The organism is Hymenobacter sp. BT491, assembly GCF_014349165.1.
Taxonomy (GTDB): domain Bacteria; phylum Bacteroidota; class Bacteroidia; order Cytophagales; family Hymenobacteraceae; genus Hymenobacter; species Hymenobacter jejuensis.
Genome location: NZ_JACSJJ010000003.1, coordinates 1,147,168 through 1,165,532, shown reverse-complemented (window position 1 = coordinate 1,165,532; position 18,365 = coordinate 1,147,168). Strand labels below are relative to the sequence as shown.

Here is an 18,365-nt window from a genome sequence, read left to right as displayed (position 1 = left end):
TTCCGGATTTTATAGCTGATTCCACCCCGAAATTACCTCGCAGCCCCCATGGAAAAATCACCCGCCGAAGACCCCAGCAAAGCCGGCAAAACCGAAGAGCAGCACGCCGAAACCAACGTTCCGAAAAGTGGCGAGCGCCCCGACCAAGGCGCTGCCCCTACCAACGATCATTACCGGCTTGACCCTCAGGGAGATCGTGATGAGAGCCGCATTCCGGCCCCGGAAGTAGCATTTGCCAAGTACGTTCATCCGGTGTTGGCGCAGCCCGTGGACAAGCTGACGGGCCTCAAGCTGGAAGCCCGCGCGAAGGTGGCCGCCGGCATTACGGCCGTGGTGAAGTCGATGGAGTTTAGCTGGACGGAAGGCGGCCTGACCCGCGGCACCAAGGGGCTGCTCAACATGAACCAAAAGGACGGCTTCGACTGCTCGAGCTGCGCCTGGCCCGACCCCGACGACCACCGTTCCATCGCTGAGTTTTGCGAAAACGGCGCCAAAGCCACCGCTTCCGACGCCGACGACAAAGCCGCGGGTCCGGAGTTTTTTGCCCGGCACAGCCTAGCTGAGCTTTCGCGCATGAGCGACCGCGACCAAAACAACGCGGGTCGCCTGACGCATCCCATGGTGAAGCGCCCCGGCGACAACCATTACTCGCCTATTGCCTGGTCGGATGCTTTCCAACTCATTGCCGACAACCTGAACGCGCTGGATTCGCCCCACGAGGCCGTGTTTTATACCTCGGGCAAAGTACCCAACGAGCCGGCGTTCCTGTTTCAGTTGTTTGCTAAGATGTTCGGGACCAATAACTTACCCGATTGCTCCAACATGTGCCACGAGAGCAGCGGCGCGGCCCTCAGCCCTACGCTGGGCTTGGGCAAAGGGTCGGTTACGCTCAACGACATTTACGATGCCGAGGTCATTCTCATCATCGGGCAAAACCCCGGCACCAACCATCCGCGCATGCTCACGGCTTTGCAGAAGGCCAAACGCAACGGTGCTAAAATCATCAGCGTCAATCCGTTACTGGAGGCAGGGCTCAACCACTTCCGCAACCCGCAGGATTTCATGAATCCGCTGCGGGCGCTGGGCGCTCTGATGGGCGACGGCACGCCGATCACCGATGTGTTTTTGCAAGTGCGCGTAGACGGCGACATGGCCCTGCTGCGCGGCATCATGAAGCACCTCTTCGAAGCCGAAGACCTGAACCCCGGCCACGTAATCGATCAGGTGTTTATCAAAGAGTTCACTACGGGCTTCGAGTCGTTTGAGCAAAATATCCGCAACACGTCGTGGGAAGACATTGAAGAGCTTAGCGGCATTACGCGGGCGCAGTTGCTGGAAGCTGCTAACCTGATCGCGACCAAGCAAAAGATCATTACCTGCTGGGCCATGGGCGTGACCCAGCAGCGCCAAGGCGTACAGACGATCCAAGAGATTGTGAATCTGCACCTTATGAAGGGCGCCATCGGCAAGCCCGGTGCGGGTACCTGCCCCGTGCGCGGTCACTCCAACGTGCAGGGCGACCGCACGATGGGCGTGTGGGAGCAGCCTACCAAAGAATTTCAGGATGCCTTGGCCAAGGAGTTTCACTTCACGCCGCCCTACGAGCACGGCCTGGATACAGTCGAGGCCATCAAGGCCATGTACAAGGGCAAAACCAAGGTCTTCTTTAGCCTCGGTGGCAACCTGCTGGCCGCCGGCCCCGATACCGAAGTCATTGCCGAAGGCATGCGCAAGCAGAAGCTGACCGTGTTTGTGGGCACCAAGCTTAACCGCGGCCACCTCACCACGGGCGAAACCAGTCTGCTCTTGCCCTGCTTTACGCACGCCGACATCGACATGCAAAAGTCAGGACACCAGATGACGTCCTGCGAGAACTCGATGGGCGTCGTGAGCCAGAACAAAGGCGTGCTGGTGCCGTTGGCCGGCCAGATGATGAGCGAAGTGGCCATCATCAGCGGCGTGGCCATTGCTACGTTGGGCGAACGGACGAATATCGCCGACTGGGTAGCCATGACGGAAAACTACGACGTCATCCGCGACCACATCAGCCGCGTGATTCCGGGCTTCGACAACTTCAACGAGAAGCTGCGCAAGCCCGGCGGCTTCTACCTGCCCAACGGCCCGCGCGAACGCAAGTTCACCACCAAAAACGGCATGGCGAACTTCACCACCACCGAGCTAGAAAAGTACAAGCTTGAGCCCGATCAGCTCGTGCTGATGACCGTCCGCAGCCACGACCAGTTCAATACGACCATTTACGAGTACAACGACCGCTACCGCGGCATCCACGGCGAGCGCCGCGTGCTGTTCATGAATGAGCAGGACATGGCCGCGCGCGGCATCAAGAGCCGGGACCTGATCGACATCACCAGCCACTTCGAAGGCGATCAGCGCACCGTGCTCAAGTTTGTGGCCGTACCCTACGACATCCCGAAGGGCAACGTGGCGGCCTACTTCCCTGAGGCCAACCCGCTCGTGCCCGTGGCCAGCGTAGCCAAAACCAGCAACACGCCCACTTCGAAGTACGTGGTCGTGACGGTGGTGCCTACGCAAGCTGCTACCGCCGAAGCCGAAGCCAAACGCCGAGGCTTGGCCGTTGAAGCATAAGTGCTTGATAATAAATAATTTACGCAAAAGCCCGTCTGTGTACAACAGACGGGCTTTTGCGTGCTTGCGTGTTAAGGAGTGCAGGCTAGATAAGAGGCTTACAGCCAACGCCTTGTGGTGCGCTTGTAGTCCTGGTATTGTTGGCCGAACGCTTGTTCCAAGTAATGCTCCTCGTGTTTGATAACGAACTCCTGCACGATGAGGATTAGGAGGGGCAGCAAAATCAAGTGCCACCAGCCACCGACCAGGCAGGCCAGGCCTGCATACAGCAGCAGCAGGGCGAGGTACATCGGGTTGCGCGTCAGGTGATACACGCCGGTAGTCTGGAGGGAGTTGGCGCGGTGTACGGTTACGACTGTGTTATGGGTTCGCTGGAACTGCGTAACAGCCGAAACGAGCAGCGCAAAGGCAGCAATACAAAAGGCCCCGCCCAGCACCTTCACCGACATGTGCTGCCACAGGGCATCATCGAGCGGCAGCAGCCAGCGCTGGAGCAGAAAGGCCGCCAAGAAGATCAGGACGTACAGGAAGGGCGGCGGCACCACTACTCCCGGACTGTCCTTGTGGATGAAGCTGGATTTCATGGGTGAAGTGTTTAGGAGTGACCGGAAATGTACAGGGTTTGTTGGTGTAATATGTTGATTATAATATAGTTAAATATGGCCTCAGATGCAAGCCTGAGCCGGATTTTGGCGCTGGAATAGTCTGTCTGTCTCAGGATAATGGGGTAAAGCAAAGCTGGTCTGCAAGCGATGGAAGTGGGTTGCTACGGAGTTGAATTTCGTTGGTGAATGGCAACCGGAGCGAAAAGAAGAATTAGGAAGTAGTTTTCTCCGTCATTACCTTACCTATGCGGAAAGTAACGTGCTATCCGCCAGTACTCTACCTAACCCTCCCTTTCCACTGTCTCATGAAAAAAACTCTGCTTTTCCTGCTGACCAGCGCCTTGCTGGCCACTTCGGCTACGGCCCAGAAAAAGCCTATGGTGAAATCCGTTGGCGCTATTGATGCCCGCTCCCAGGCGGCCACCTACAAGCTTCAGCCGCAGCTAAGTACGTTGGGCTGGGTGGGCAAAAAGGTAACCGGTCAGCACACCGGCACCATGCAGTTTAAAGAGGGCAGTGTGCTGGTAAAAGGCAATCAGGTGACGGGCGGCACGTTTGTGGTGGATATGACCACGGTGAAGGACGAAGACCTCACCGACGCCGGCATGAATGCCAAACTGGTGGGCCACCTCAAGTCCGACGACTTTTTCAGCGTGGAAAAGAACCCGACTTCTACGTTCAAAATCACCAGCATCGCCCCGATTGCAGGGGCCGCGGCCGACGCCAACAACATGACCGTGACCGGCGATCTGACCATCAAAGGCATTACCAACAGCATCACGTTTCCGGCGAAGGTGGGCGTGAAAAACGGCATCGCGGCTGCCAGCGGCTCCGCCACCGTCGACCGCACCAAATACGACATCAAGTTCCGCTCCACATCGTTCTTCGAAAGCCTCGGCGACAAGGCCATCGACAATGATTTTACGCTGAATTTCAACGTGATTGCTAAGCAGGACGCAGTAGCCAAGCAATAGCCGATCGGCCCAAAATCAGGATAAGCAAAAGCCCCGGCACTTACCAGTGCCGGGGCTTTTGCTTGGTGGCGCGGGGCGTAGCAGCCTAGAAGGGATACCCGATCGCGATGTTGAGCTTAATGACTTTGTAGCCCGTCTTGTTGGCCGAGTAGATGATCGATGGGTCGCCGGGATTGGTGCCGGGGACTTCCAGAGACTCGTTGCTGTACGGATACACCAGCGGGTAGGCCGCGTCGAGGCGAATGACGAAGAACTGCACGTCGATGCGGATGCCCGCGCCGGCCCCGACGGCCAGCTGTTTCAGGAACGTGTTGAACCGGAACTGGCCATCCTGAAAATCGCGGACGGGCTGGCCGTTTTCGCCTTTCACGTAGGTAGCCCGGCTGGGATCGGCGTTGACCAGCCAGATGTTGCCCGCGTCCACAAACAAGGCGCCCTTCACGTACGGAAACAGGTCTTGGCGGTATTCGGCGTTGGCCTCCAACCGGATGTCGCCTACTTGGTCGTAGAAGCCGTTTTGCTGGCTATCGGGCGTGCGGTAGGTGCCGGGGCCGATACCGCGGGCGTTGAAAGCCCGCACGCTGTTGGGTCCGCCTATGCCGTACTGTTTCAGGTAGGGCAGCACATTGGAGTTCTGGTAGGGCAAGCCCACGCCCACCAGCAGGCGCGTGGCGATCTTGTTGCCGCTGGTTGGGTTGACCGAAGTGCGGTAATAGTTGCGGAACTCCAGATCGAACTTCGTGTACTGCGAGTATTCCTGCCCAAAGAGCGCGTAGGCCCCAGTATCGGTCTTTTTGGCGCCGCCCAGGCTTTGCAAGGCGTGGGCTACGTTGCCCGACAACGACACGCCGCCGCTGAAGTACATCTGGTTGCGGCGCTGCTCCAGCACTTGCTGGTTGTAGGTGTAGGTATAGCTGCTGCCCAGAATGAACTGCTGCCGGAAGCTGTTGGCCAGAAACGGCCGCGCCGCCAACAAATCCTTAAATACCTTTTCCTGGTTGCTTAGTCTAAGGTATTGTAAGTCAATGGGTTGCAATTGCTGCTCATTGGTGAGCTTGGTTTTCCAGCTGTAGCCGTAGCCCAGGTTGAAGATGTCTTCCTGAAAGTATTTGGTACGCAGCACGTACTTGTAGCCTGCATTAAAAAACGTCCGCGGCTGGAAGTCGGAGTTAACCAGCCGGATGTCGAAAGGCGGGGTAATGAGCCGCGGTACAAGCAATTGACCATCAATGCCATATTGCGTCGAGGTAACGCCCGATAGCGCGCCTTTGCCGGTTTCCAGCGAAGCGTTGGCGTTGATCAGCAACTGCTCGGCTCCGCGCAGCGCCGAGCGGTTGCGGTATTGCACCACAAAGGCCGGCCCCGTGAAGATGTTGGACGTATTCATCTGCAACTCGGCCCGCAGCGACTTCTTGGGTACCTGCGTCATGCGCACGGTGGCGTTGAGGTGGCCGTAACCCGCCGAGTCGGGGAGGTTGCGGGCCGGGCGGAAGCGGGTATCTACAAACTTAAACGTGCCCAGGCTCATCAGGCGGCTCAGCGTCTGGTCGGCGCGGCGGCGGCGGTAGAGGCTGTCGGGGTAGATGAAGACGGCGTTGGTAATGGCCCGCGCCCGAAACACCTGCTCGTCAGGCACATAGCGATAGCCCCGGAACATAACCGGACGAGTTGTTTCGGTGGTGTCCGAGAGCGAATATTGCGTGTTGAGCGTCACACGCTTGAGCACGTAGGGCTTCGCTGCCCGCGGCGGAATGGTTTCTTTTACCTTCAGATACACATTGGCTTCGTTGTCGAGCGTGCTATCTACCTGAAACAGAAGGTAATCGGGCGAGAAATAATAATAGCCTTGGTTTTTGAGTACCGCATCAATGCGAACGCGCTCATTTACAAATGTTTGCAAATTATAGGGGTCGCCCACCTTCAGCAACGAGCCCGACTCGGTGGCCTTGATGGCCCGCGCCAGCAAGCCCGTCGAATCCGGAAAATGGATTTCCTTGATGGTGTAGGGCTTGTGTACCGTAGCCGTGTAGTCGACGGAGGCGGTGTTGGCCTTCACTTTCACCTCGCTGCTGACCGTCGGATGGAAGTACCCGCTGTTGTTCAGCCGGTTAGCCATCAAATCCTGAACTTTCGCCGTGTCTACTTTGCTGAGCAACACTGGCGCTTCGCCGTATTTATCGGCCAGCAAGTGGCCCAACCCTTTGGTTTTGCCCTCGCCCATGTGCCAGAAATACAGCTTCGGCCGCATCCCCAAAATCGAGCTGTTGGGCTTGGGCGTAATCACCGCTTCCAGGGTAGCCGTCAGCACCGACTCGTTCGGGATCGAGCTCTGCGACTTGACTTTTACGGCGCCGCCGGTGTAGAGCTTATCGCCTTCCGGAATAAACTTGGTGCCGCTGCAACTTCCTGCTAATAAAGCGATCGTGAGGCCAACTCCGCGAAGCAGCCAAGCGGAGCCATACAACGACTTGCCCCAGAGCATCTCGCTCCTCGGGGCCTCGCGGCGCGGAGCGAGAGGGGTGAGGTCTAGGCGTCGGAATCGTAACATATTAGGTAACTAAATGATTGTCAATTATTTATCTCAGACCTGTGTATTTGCCCTTAGCGCCCCGAAGTGGTGGGGCGGCGTACTACGCGGGTCGAGTCGCGGCGGGGCGCTTCGGTCACGGTTTTGACGGAATCCTGGGCGGCTTGCTTGTCCTGCTTGTCGCGCTGCTTGCCCTCTTTGCGCTCGGTTTTCAGGTTTTTGTCGATGCCCTTAAACAAGTCGGCCAGGTTCTGGTAATCGCGCTGGAAAATGAGCGATGCCCCGTTGCGTACGTATTGCCCGTCGATGTCGCCGTAAGCGTTGTTGCGGTAGGCGCGCAGGCGCAGACGGCCGTTGGCCAGAATGTCGTATTCCACGCTCACGTCGCCGGCAAAGCTGCTGATGCTTTGCTGCCCGCTGGAGGCTTGGTTGCCGCCGGCCAGCGGCACGTCGGTGCCCAGGCGCACGGTGACGCGGTCGTTGAACAGTTGCCGCCGCACGGCCACATTCAGGTCGGTCCGCGTTTTTTCGGAGCCGGAGGAGAAGTCGGCCTGCGAGTTCACGCCCAATTCCACGCCGAGGTTGGAAAGGTAGCTGCCCGTGAGCTTGTTGAGTTGACTGGTAAGCACTTGGCTGGCGCTGCCGCGGAGCTGTTCGTTTACGATGCTGCCGCCGCTCGACTCAAATGGGTTTTCAGCCAGGAAGCGGTTCAGTACCAGCAGCGAAAACACTTGCTTGTTGAGGGCATCGACTTGACTAGGCTCGCGCAGTTGTGCAAGGCGGGCCTCGATCTGGTTGCGTACGTTGGAACGGGCTTCTTCCGGCAACCGGATGTCGAAGCTAATCAGGGGTTTAAGTAGATCGCCGTCCACATTCAGGTACACCTGGAAAGGCAGCGTATTGCGCACCGTGGGGTCGTCGATGGTCGTGCCCTGGCCCGACAGCAGCTCAGCCGGCGCCGCGCGCACCTTGTAAATAGCCGACACGTCGACTTGGGCATTGTAAGGATCGCCGGACCACGTGATGGTGCTGCCCTTGGCAATGTCGAAATCACGCTCAGTCAGGTCGTAGAGCGACATGTGGTAGTGGCCCTGCTCCACGGCAAGGCGGCCGCTGAGCGTAATTGAACCCGCCTGATCGATGCTGGTGCTCAGCGTGCCGTTGGCCTGCACCTTCAGGTTATCGCCCGACGTCTGATCGACGATGATGGTGAACGGCGTCGCGTCCGTGACCGTGATGGTGGCGCTCACGTTATAGCCGCTGGCGGCCTGGGCAGTCAGCTTGGTTTTGCGGGCCAGCATGGTATCCAGCGGCGCGCTCATGTCCACAAACTCCACGATACCAGTGCTTTCCACGCGGCCTGCGTCGTCGTTGGGCACGACTACTGTCAGGTCTGAAGGCTTCACCACGGTCGCCGTCGTGCGGATCACGGGCAAGTTGAGCGTACCTGAAATGCGGGTATCGGAGTCGACCACCAACTTGCCGTAGTACAAGGGGTTATCGCGCGCGGTGCTCTGCACGGCAATGAAATCTTTGGTAATAGCCCGTAGCTGGAAGCGGTAATCGTCGATGTAGTTTTTGGTGTAGACGTAGCCATTTACAATGGCCTTGTTTTGCAGCGAATCCAGAATCGTAAAGTCCCGGAACGCAATGCCTTGCTCGTCAAACGTCAGGCTTTCGTTGGGCAGAGTAAACGGCGCGCCAAGCTGCGTCAGCGTAAATCCCGCGTCGTTGGTTTGTATGCTGCCCCGGATTTGGGGCGCCGCAGTCGTGCCGCGCACCGTAAGCGCACCGCTCAGGTAACCCTTGGTTTGCTGAAGCTGCCCGGCCGAGAAGGGTTCGGCCGTGTTCAGGTTAAAGCGGTTCAGGTTCACGACCATGTCGAGGGCGCCGCTAGCCAAATACGAGCCGGTCGCCCGCACATCGTTGTTGTTGGGGCCGCCGGTCAGGCGTGCATCCACGAGGTAGCGGTCGGCTGTAGGGTTGGTTGCTTTGAGCGCTACATCGCCGATGACCGATTTGTTGTAGGCTAAGTTGCTCAGCATCAGATCGGAAGTAAAGGCCATGCGCGGCTGCCCGATGGCCCGCACTACGGCCTGCCCGTTGAGCGTACCGCCATACAAGGAATCTTGCTGACCCGCGGCGGTGGCCAGCATGTTGAGGTCGAGGTTGCCGAGGCGGGCTTGCAAGGGGTAATCGGCGCCGGGCAAGGTTTGCAGTTCGATAAACTGACTGCCTTGGCTCAAGCGCACGTTCTGCGCCCGAATCGCTCCGGTTGGCAGGGTGTAGGCGATCTGGTTGCCGGGCGCTACCGTCCAGTTCATGTTGTTGACTACCAGCTTCGGATCGAAGCTGAATGCATATGTATTGCCCTGATTCAGAACCTGTAACACGCCCGCTAGGTCAAGCTTCGTAGCGCTGTCCGACTCGGCAATGCGCAGGTGCGTGCCCACGCGGTTGTTCTGAATGTTGCCCGTCAGGCTCGGGTTGGGCAGGCGCAGCGTCGTGTCCTGCGAAGCCTGCCGCAGCCGCACAGCATACTCTAGCTTCTGCGGATCGGAGTCGACGTTGAGGCGCAGCGAATCGAGGCGGTAGCCGGTGTACACAATCAGCGGCACCCGCGATTGGACCGTGAGGTTGGCCGCGCGGCTGTCGAAGCTGCCATTCAGGACGAAAGGCGAAAGCTCCGTGAGGCCCGGAACGAGTTTTGTAATGGTTTGTGTATTAAGTACTTGCGCGTTGAAGGTAAAATTGCGCGCGGGCCCACCCGGTTGGTAGCGCACGCCGGGCAGGTCGAAGTAGCGGTCGATGTGTTGTTGCAGCACGGTGGCCACGTCGCCCAGCGGCGTGTTGCCGGCAAGGTTGGCTTTCACCAGATTGGAGTTGAACACCAGTTCCGTACGGCCCGGTCGCTGCACAATGCTGCCCTGCACCGAGTCGATGGCAATGGGCTGGTTATCACGCACAATCACGAGCTTATTGCCCGAAAAAGTACCGTTGATGGAGTTGGCGTCGGCCCCGCTCAGGTCGGCTACGAGGTTGCCCTGCACCCGCAAGTCGCCGCCGGTGTAGAAGCCCAGCTTGGTTAGGTTAGCGCCCTGCAAATTCACGTTGAACGCGTATGCCGGTACGTTGGCATTGCGCAGATTCACGGTGCCATCGAGGTTGAAGGCTAGGTTCGGGTCGTTCTGGCTGCGCGCTACGATGTCGTATTTGTTGCGGTCGATGTCAACCGTCGCGTTGATATCCTGATAGGTATATCCTTGGTAGCGAGCGCTTTGCACAGTAGCCACCAGGCGCCCCTGCATTGTGGCTGGGTCGAGGCCGCGGGCATTGAGCGTGCCGCTGGTCGTGATGCGGCCGATGGTGGGGTCGCGCAACACCTTGCCCACATCGAAACCCTGCACGTTGAAGCGGGCCGTAACGGGCTCCCGACCGGCCGGACCGGGCTGCATGTTCACCACGGCCGTGGCGTTGCCGAAGCTGGTATTCACCTTCAGGTTGGTGTCAAACACCATCGCCGTTGGCCGGCCGCGGAACGTGCCGGAAGCTGCGATGCGGGGCGGTAGGCTGTAACCCGCCGGAATTGTGCCCTTCGGCACCAAGCTGCGAATGTCGGCTTCGGAAGTCGTGAACTGAGCGATGTTCAGGTCGGTGTATAAGCGGCGATCCACTTCGGGCAAGCCCTGAATGCGACCGCTGGCGCGCAATGTAGTATTGCGAAAGCCCACAAAATCAAGGTTTTGCACTCGGAAGTCGCCCACGCGGCCGTTCACCCGCCCGCTTACCAGCACCGATTGGTTAGGCCCCGTAGTAAAGGGTGGGGTAGAGGCCAAATCGGGTGCTAAGTACAGAATGTCGCGGAAGCCCAGGCGCACGTCGCGTAGGTCGCCTTCGATGCGCAGATTAGGCAGCTTTTTCACGTCGGCCAAGGCATCGAGGCTTTCGTAGCCCATGGCCAGCGTGCGGCGGATGCGCGTGTGCGGCGTAATCAGGTCGAGGTTGTCGAGGCGGGTTTGCACCGAATCGAACACGACATCCGCCTCGGTGTGGTCGATCTGAAAGCCGCTCTGCTCCTTGCCGGCCAACTCGTTGATGCGGCCTGTAGTGCGATTTTCGGAGTAAAATAGATTATCAGTGTTGAGTTTTAAATCACTAAAATTCAAATGATTGTAGTCCATGCCGGGCACGCGGGTGCGCTGCTTGGGCTCGTTGAAGTTGTCGAAAACAACGCCCAGCCCGCTCACGTCGGATTTCTTCAGCGTCACGACCCAGCTCGTGGGCTGGCCCGTAGCTTTTTCCACCGATTCGTTCAGGTTGCGTACCGCTTCGGCCGGGTTGACCACGCGCTGCTCGGTGGGCACGTTCTCGTTTTGGGCGTAGGCAAGGCTGCTGTTGCGCAAACGCAACGTATTCAGGTCAATGCGCGAACGAATCAGGTCGATGTTGTCGGCGGTGGCTTCCGCTTGCCCGATGCGGGCGTTGATGTACTGCGCCGACGGGTTGTTGCGGTAAGTCAGGCTCACGGTATCGAGCGTGACCTTGTTCAGGCCAAACGTGAGCGTGAGCGGCTCCGAGGGCATGTCCGGCGGCACTTTGGTCTGCGTAATATTGAAGCCCGAGCGGCGCAGTAACGCATTGTCTATCTTATAGATAGACTTATCCACGTTCACTTCGTCCATGGTCACGGCCAGCTCACCGACGCGGCTTCGCACGTTCATGCCATCGACTTGGTCATTGTAGGTGAGGAAAATATTGGTCAGGCGCAGATCGCCGATGTCGTATTTGAAACCGCCGGTGGTGTCGGCGGGCGTAGTGGTCGTGGTGTCGCCGGCCGAGAAGGCGTTAATAATGTAATCGAAGTTGTAAACGCTGTCGGGCTCGGTGCGCTTGATGTGCACGGTGCCTTCGTTGAGTTCGAGCGAGCTGACGTTGATCTGCGATTTGGTCAGGGCCCACAGGTCGATGTTGACGCCCAAATGCCCCACCGACAACAACGTATCGCGCTGCTGGTCTTCGATGTAAACGCCATCCAGAGAAATGGCATGCCGGAAGTCGGAACGAAATTTTCCGATGCGAACCTCCGTCCCTATTTTTTTCTGCAAGTATTCTGCTGCTTTGCGAGCGGCAAAATCCTGCGTGGCCGGAAACTGCAAAGCCACTACCACCCCAATGACGAGGAGGAGCACAAAGGCCAGCAAGCCCAGCACGATATAAAGAGTGCGGCGAACGTACGTAGGCAAGGGTATGGGATAAATGGGTTAGCGGGTTCTCTGGAAGCCAACGGAAAAACGCGGCCTGGGGTTGGATTTGCTGGCAGCGTATTGATAATCAGATGCATAGCAAACGCCTTGATACAGGCGGTATTGCGGCCCCGCGGAAAGAGGCGTTAAACTCTACCGAAAGCTGTGCGTAGGGTGCAGAAGATTGTGGTGCGGTTATTCAGGCAGCAGCGGCTTTGCGGGCGCTGCAAAACGGATTGGGCCGTAGCCGGCTGGCCGGGCTTTCTGCTATCTTTCGTCTCCAATCCGATTGCATTCCCATGATTCTTCGTTTTTCCCTTCCCTTCCGCACCACTTGGGGGCAGCGCCTCGTGGTGTGCGGTTCAGCGGCCAGTTTGGGCTCCTGGAATCTCGACCACGCGCTCAGTCTGCACTACGATTCCGACACGGGCGTCTGGAGCCAGGAGATTACCCTGCCCGATGACGCGCCTGGCACCGTGGACTATAAGTACGTGCTGCTCAACGAGCAAACCGGCAACCAAGACTGGGAGTGGGGCCCCAACCGCACCATCGCCTACGACAGCCGACAGTTTTCGCGGCTGCTGACGGAAGACTTCTGGCGTGCCCCGGCCCAACCCGACAACGAACTTCACACCGCCGCTTTCACGCAGGCCCTGATGGCGCGCCCCATCACGGAAACATCCGTCGCGGCCGTTTCCGACCGTCCGGCGGCGCGTCTGGCCGACTCGGTGGTGCGCTTTCAGCTGGTTGCGCCGCGCGTCGATACCAATCACCAGATTTGCGTGCTCGGCTCCGACCCCGCCTTGGGCGCCTGGGATGCTCGCAAAGCCGTTTTGCTATCCGACAAAAACTACCCCACCTGGCAGGCCGACGTGGCGCTGGAGCAGCCCGAGCAATACGTGCAATACAAATACGGCCTCTGGGACCCGCAGGAAAAGCAAATTGTGCAGCTAGAAGGCGGCGACGACCGTTTTATCGTCCCTTCGCAGGAGCCGCACACGCTGCGCATCAAAGCCGACGAAGGCTTCCGCTACACCACCGGCAACTGGCGCGGCGCCGGCGTAGCCTTGCCCGTGTTTTCGCTGCGGAGCCAGCGCGGCTTGGGCGTGGGCGAGTTTCCGGACCTTAAGTTGCTGGTTGACTGGGCCGTAAGCACGGGGCTGAAAATGGTGCAGATTCTGCCCATCAACGACACGACCGCCACGCATACCTGGGTCGATTCGTACCCGTACGCGGCCATTTCGGTGTTTGCGCTGCATCCGCTGTACCTCAACCTCGACGCCGTAGCTCAGCTGGCCGAGCCCACCGATCAGGCGGAACTCGAACGGCTGCGCCAGGAACTCAACGACCGCGACTTCGTGGACTACGAGCCGGTGATGAATGCTAAGTGGTTGTTTATTAAGAAGTTATATAAACAAGAAAAACAAGCATTTCTGGCCGATCCGGAGTTTACGCAGTTCCTCAATGAGCAGGGGCAGTGGCTGGTGCCGTACGCCGCCTTCTCTGCGTTGCGCGACCGCTTCGGGACGGCCGACTTTCAGCAGTGGCCGCTGGAGTTTCGGGCACCGCGCGGCCTGGAGCAGCTCACGGCGCAGGATGGTCCTGATTTTGATGAATTTGGCATCCACTTCTTCACCCAGTTTCACCTCGACAAGCAGCTGCGCGAAGCCGTGGACTACGGCCGGCGCCGGGGCGTGGTGATGAAGGGCGACTTGCCCATCGGCATTTACCGGCACTCCGTCGATGCCTGGACGCAGCCCGAACTTTACCACATGGACCGTCAGGCCGGCGCGCCACCGGATGATTTTTCGACCACCGGCCAAAACTGGCGCTTCCCGACCTACAACTGGGAGCGCATGGCCCAGGACAACTACCAGTGGTGGCGCAACCGCCTGAGCCACTTGGCCCGCTACTTCGACGCCCTGCGCATCGACCACATCCTGGGTTTTTTCCGCATTTGGGAGATCAACGGCGACTCGGTGGAAGGCTTGTTGGCGCACTTCGCGCCCGACCTGCCGCTGCACCGCCACGAGATCGAGCAGCGCATGGGCTGGTTCGACTACAACCGCTTGTGCGAGCCCTACATCCGCTGGCATTTGCTGCACGACATTTTTCAGGGCCAAGCCTCGGCCGTACGCGACGAGTTTCTGGAAGAGCACGACCATGGCGTACTGCGCCTGAAGGATTACGTGCGCTCGCAGCGGCAGATTGAGGAAGTGATAGAACAGAAAATTGCCGCTGATCCCAGCAACGCCGACCATTTCCGGTGGCTGCGGACGGGCTTGTTTAAGCTGGTCAACGAGGTGCTGTTTCTGCCCGCCGGCAACGACTTCTACCATCCGCGCATCACCCTCGACAAGACCTACTCTTTCCGCGAACTCGACGACTCCACGCGGCACCGCCTCCACGAGCTTTACATTGATTTCTTCTACCGCCGCCACGAGGAATTCTGGCGCGAGCAAGGCATGATCAAGCTGCCGGCCATTCGCTACGCCACCAACATGCTCATCTGCGGCGAAGATTTGGGCATGGTGCCCGAATCGGTGCCAGGCGTAATGAAAGCCCTTGGTATTCTGGGGCTTAACATTCAGCGCATGCCCTCCGACCCCAAAGTAGAATTTGGCAACCCGGCCACGGCGCCGTATCTGTCGGTGGTGAGCCCCGGCAGCCACGACATGAGCACGGTGCGCGGCTGGTGGGAAGAAGACCGCGTAAAAACCCAGCGCTACTTCGAGCATCTGCTGGGCCACTGGGGCGAAACCGCACCTTATTACTGCGAGCCGTGGGTGGCCCGCGAAATCACGGCGCAACACCTGTACTCGCCGGCCATGTGGGCCATTTTCCCGCTTCAGGATTTGCTGGCGATGGACGAAACCTTGCGGCGCCCCAACCCGCAGGACGAGCAAATTAACGTGCCGGCCAACCCGCAGCACTTCTGGAAATACCGATTCCACCTGAACCTGGAAGCGCTGATCGGCGAGGCTGGCTTCGGCGGTCAGTTGCGGCAACTCGTCGATAGCAGCGGCCGCAACAAAACGTACTAATTCAACCCTACATAAATGCTTGCGGGATAAGCTCCACCTGGGAGCTTGTTCATACTTAACTCTCAGAAAACGCTTCGGCCCTTTGGTCGGAGCGTTTTTGTTTCTGTGGGTCGGAGAAAGATCGGGGGATGAAATCTGGCCATTACTACCGCAAGGTCATCAAGTCCCGGCGATACGATTGGCAGGCGTATCTGCTTGTTCTTTGAAATGTATACTGAACGCTTTGATAGTCGTTACCTGCCCCGCAAGCGGAGGGCGGACCTTTGTCTTGTCATTAGCTAGCTGGTGGCGACAGCGCCGACGGCTCACCGAGGCCGGCGTTTTAGACAAGCAAGCCCGGACTGGTTTGTGGTTGACGTTTCCGCTTTTCAGTCATTAGGTTACCATTAACTGGTTTTATATAAATAATTTATAATCAAATAGTTGTGAATAAAAACCGAATGTTGGGCAAGTACTTCTTACGCTAACTACCGTATCACTTTCTTATGAGCAACTCCACCAACACTCCCCAAACCCCGGCCGGCACGAAGCGCGCCGCGGCGGAAAACTTCATCGGCACGGCCTGGGTCACGATGCTGGCCGGCGCAAACCCCACCGACTGCACCGTCGGCGACGTGACGTTTGAGCCGGGCGCGCGCAACAACTGGCACTCGCACCCGGCCGGCCAGATTCTGGTCGTGACGGCGGGCGTGGGCTATTACCAGGAAAAAGGCCAGCCCGCCCAGCGGCTGCGGGTCGGCGACGCGGTGACCATCGCGCCCGGCGTGGTGCACTGGCACGGCGCGGCCTCCGACAGCCTCTTTACCCACTTGGCCATCAACCCCAACGTCAGCCAAGGGGTAGCCAACTGGCTGGAACCCGTCACGGACGAAGAATACCAAGCCGCGCACGGCTAACAGACGCTCGCCTCTGCTGCTGGTCATCTTTTGTGCTTACTCACCTTGGCTTTATGAGGCGTACCCTTCTTCGGGCAGTAGCTTTCACCGCCGTCGAGCCGATGCTATAGGGGAATATGGGCATGGGCCTGCACATCGGGCTGACGGAGGCGCAGCTTCGGCAGATCGTGGCGCTGGACGAGGCAGGCGTCGGGAAGAAGGAGGCGGGCGCAGCTCGCGCCGTGCTGGCGAAGGCACTGGATACAAGAGGGAAGTAACCGTAAATATTTGTGTATGAACAACTTATGTTATGATTATTGGCGCTCGCGTATAGGTTTCGATAAGAAGCAAATTGGCCTTGCCACAGTCCGCAGCATCCGCCGTGGCATAGTGCTGCTGATTGGCGTGGTTGTATTAATCCTTCTGGCGGGCGCGCCCGCGGCGGCCCAGACCAACGGCCAAGTTGTGCGGTTGGCAAAACTCGACATCTATCCGGCGCAGCTCGAAAGCTACAAAGCCGCTTTGCGGGAAGGCATTACCACGGCGTTGCGCGTCGAGCCGGGCGTTTTGACACTGTACGCGGTGGTTGAGAAAGACCATCCTACCCGCATCACAATTCTGGAAATATACGCGAGCGAAGAGGCGTACCGAGCGCACGTGCAAACGCCTCACTTTCTCAAGTATAAAACCAGCACCCAGAGCATGATCAAATCCCTGGAGCTCATCGATACCGTTCCCTTGGTGCCGGGCGTGAAGGTAAAGTAGCGCTGCTTCCGCTGTCTGCCCACAATGTACTGTGCCACCAAGCATGCGGTGCACGTCATCTCCAGAGGCCTGCGCCAGCATGAGGGCGTGGACTTCAACGAAATCCTGTGCCGCCCTACCGGTCAGGTCCTGTAAAGCGACCCTTCTACAATTCAGTAAAAGTATTCATGGAGCCTCAACCCAGAACCATATTTGAGCGGGAATTGGCCGGCGAAGTCATTTCACTCGACGACCCGGACTACCCGCAGATTTACGCCATCATCCGCAAGGCCATTCGCATCACTTCGGAGCTGAACGCCATGCGAGTAGACGACAACGAGCAGGTGAACCGCGTGTTCAGCGAGCTGATCAACAAGCCCGTCGACGACACGTTTTTCATGATTCCGCCCTTTTACACCGACTTCGGCCACAACATCCACATCGGCAAGAACGTGTTCGTGAACCACGCCTGCACCTTTATGGATCGGGGTGGTATTGTATTGGAAGACAATGTATTAGTGGGGCCAAAGGTGAACCTCATCACGTCCAACCACCCTACTGAGGCCGGGCAGCGCCGCAGCACCATTTCTAAGCCCATCATCGTGAAGCGGGGCGCGTGGCTGGGGGCCAACGCAACGGTGATGCCCGGCGTCACCATTGGGGAAAATGCCATCGTGGGAGCTGGCGCGGTCGTGACCAAAGACGTACCCGCCAACAGCATTGTGGCGGGCGTACCGGCGCGGGTAGTGAAACACCTATAGTTCTGTGCAAGTCTCCTTGTGTGAGTGTAATTACTTAACCTTCAAGTACTTGACATGACGCGCTTTGCTCTGCTTACCGCTACGCTAGCCGTTGGAGTTGGCTTGGCCAGCTTTGCCCAGACCACTCCGAAAGCATTGCCTGTTGCTAAAACTGCTTCGGCGCCAGGCGCCATCTTTCCGAAGGGTGACCGGGCGCCGTCCCAGAATTTTACCGGCGAGGTGTACGGCTACTTGTTGGTGAAGGATGATCCGGCCTTCAACTGCGTGAGTGGCAACGTGACGTTTGCACCGGGGGCGCGCTCAAACTGGCACACCCACGCCGCCGGCCAGATTCTGATGGTGACGGCGGGCCTGGGCTATTACCAAGAAAAAGGCCAACCCATCCGGCTGCTGCGCAAGGGCGAAGTGGTGAAAGCGTTGCCCGGCGTGGAGCATTGGCACGGTGCCTCGCCCAAGCAAGGCATGACGCACATCTCACTCAACGTCAACACTGAGAAGGGCATTGTGACCTGGGGCCGGCCCGTGACCGACCAAGAATACAACAGCTATAAGTGACTGCCCGACCCCAATAAGCGATCGATGGAAGCAGCGAAACCTTACACAGTCCATTCGCCTTTATGTCTGCAACAAAACTCCGGCTCCCCGCGTCTGTTATAGGCTTACAGCAGCGCCGCCTCTTGGCCAAAGCGCTGAGCAACCCGATGACTAGCTCACGTGCCTTTTCCCAGCCTGTCACGGACTTTCCCGACGGAGACGTCGAAGTGATGACCATGCTGGAAGCCCGGTGCGGTATGGGCAACTTCGACCGCCGCGACCTGTTTAAGGTGGTGCTGGTGGTGGAAGGGGCCAATGAGTTGCACTACACCACCCGCAGCTACGCCGTCAACCAGCCCGCGTTGGTATTCACCAACCGGCTGATTCCTTACGCTTAGGAAGTGGTCGAGGGCTCCGGCGAACAGTAAGGGTACCTGTGCTGCTTTTCCGA

At 58.5% G+C, this 18,365-nt stretch carries 12 protein-coding genes; 9 read left to right on the top strand and 3 right to left on the bottom strand.

Going from position 1 to position 18,365, the window contains the following annotated elements; all coding sequences use genetic code 11:
- Nucleotides 1-48: 48 nt before the first annotated feature.
- Nucleotides 49-2,607 carry an FdhF/YdeP family oxidoreductase gene (locus tag H9I52_RS16520; RefSeq protein WP_187454748.1) on the top strand — a complete coding sequence of 853 codons (2,559 nt, stop codon included), beginning with the start codon at nt 49-51 and terminating at the stop codon, nt 2,605-2,607.
- A 98-nt stretch (nt 2,608-2,705) separates the two neighbouring features.
- Here the strand turns inward: H9I52_RS16520 and H9I52_RS16515 are convergent, their stop codons facing one another.
- Complete coding sequence (locus H9I52_RS16515; RefSeq protein ID WP_187454747.1) at nt 2,706-3,191, bottom strand: methyltransferase family protein; 486 nt, start codon at nt 3,189-3,191, stop codon at nt 2,706-2,708.
- Between the two features lie 326 nt (nt 3,192-3,517).
- On the opposite strand from H9I52_RS16515, the gene H9I52_RS16510 reads away from it, so the two are divergent.
- Nucleotides 3,518-4,186 carry a YceI family protein gene (locus H9I52_RS16510; protein WP_187454746.1) on the top strand — a complete coding sequence of 223 codons (669 nt, stop codon included), beginning with the start codon at nt 3,518-3,520 and terminating at the stop codon, nt 4,184-4,186.
- A gap of 85 nt (nt 4,187-4,271) precedes the next feature.
- Here H9I52_RS16510 and H9I52_RS16505 read toward each other — a convergent pair whose 3' ends face one another.
- Nucleotides 4,272-6,734: a BamA/TamA family outer membrane protein gene (locus tag H9I52_RS16505; protein ID WP_187454745.1), complete on the bottom strand. Its 2,463-nt coding sequence runs from the start codon at nt 6,732-6,734 to the stop codon at nt 4,272-4,274.
- Nucleotides 6,735-6,787: 53 nt separating this feature from the next.
- Nucleotides 6,788-11,956 carry a translocation/assembly module TamB domain-containing protein gene (locus H9I52_RS16500; RefSeq protein ID WP_187454744.1) on the bottom strand — a complete coding sequence of 1,723 codons (5,169 nt, stop codon included), beginning with the start codon at nt 11,954-11,956 and terminating at the stop codon, nt 6,788-6,790.
- A gap of 299 nt (nt 11,957-12,255) precedes the next feature.
- Here H9I52_RS16500 and H9I52_RS16495 point away from each other — a divergent pair, with 299 nt between their 5' ends.
- From H9I52_RS16495 to H9I52_RS16470, 7 genes are all read left to right on the top strand, one after another.
- On the top strand, nt 12,256-15,000 hold the full coding sequence (locus H9I52_RS16495; RefSeq protein ID WP_187454743.1) for a 4-alpha-glucanotransferase: 2,745 nt from the start codon (nt 12,256-12,258) through the stop codon (nt 14,998-15,000).
- Between the two features lie 485 nt (nt 15,001-15,485).
- A complete protein-coding gene (locus H9I52_RS16490; protein ID WP_187454742.1) occupies nt 15,486-15,896 on the top strand; it encodes a cupin domain-containing protein in 411 nt (136 codons plus the stop codon).
- Nucleotides 15,897-16,018: 122 nt separating this feature from the next.
- Nucleotides 16,019-16,153: a hypothetical protein gene (locus H9I52_RS23085; RefSeq protein ID WP_262386090.1), complete on the top strand. Its 135-nt coding sequence runs from the start codon at nt 16,019-16,021 to the stop codon at nt 16,151-16,153.
- 16 nt (nt 16,154-16,169) lie between these two features.
- Nucleotides 16,170-16,640, top strand: coding sequence for a putative quinol monooxygenase (locus H9I52_RS16485; RefSeq protein ID WP_187454741.1), 471 nt, complete (start codon nt 16,170-16,172; stop codon nt 16,638-16,640).
- A gap of 167 nt (nt 16,641-16,807) precedes the next feature.
- On the top strand, nt 16,808-17,380 hold the full coding sequence (locus H9I52_RS16480) for a sugar O-acetyltransferase (protein ID WP_187454740.1): 573 nt from the start codon (nt 16,808-16,810) through the stop codon (nt 17,378-17,380).
- A 54-nt stretch (nt 17,381-17,434) separates the two neighbouring features.
- Nucleotides 17,435-17,935 (top strand): cupin domain-containing protein, encoded by a 501-nt coding sequence (locus H9I52_RS16475; protein WP_262386089.1) that lies wholly within the window; start codon nt 17,435-17,437, stop codon nt 17,933-17,935.
- 146 nt (nt 17,936-18,081) lie between these two features.
- Nucleotides 18,082-18,312 carry a hypothetical protein gene (locus H9I52_RS16470; RefSeq protein ID WP_187454739.1) on the top strand — a complete coding sequence of 77 codons (231 nt, stop codon included), beginning with the start codon at nt 18,082-18,084 and terminating at the stop codon, nt 18,310-18,312.
- Nucleotides 18,313-18,365 lie beyond the last annotated feature (53 nt).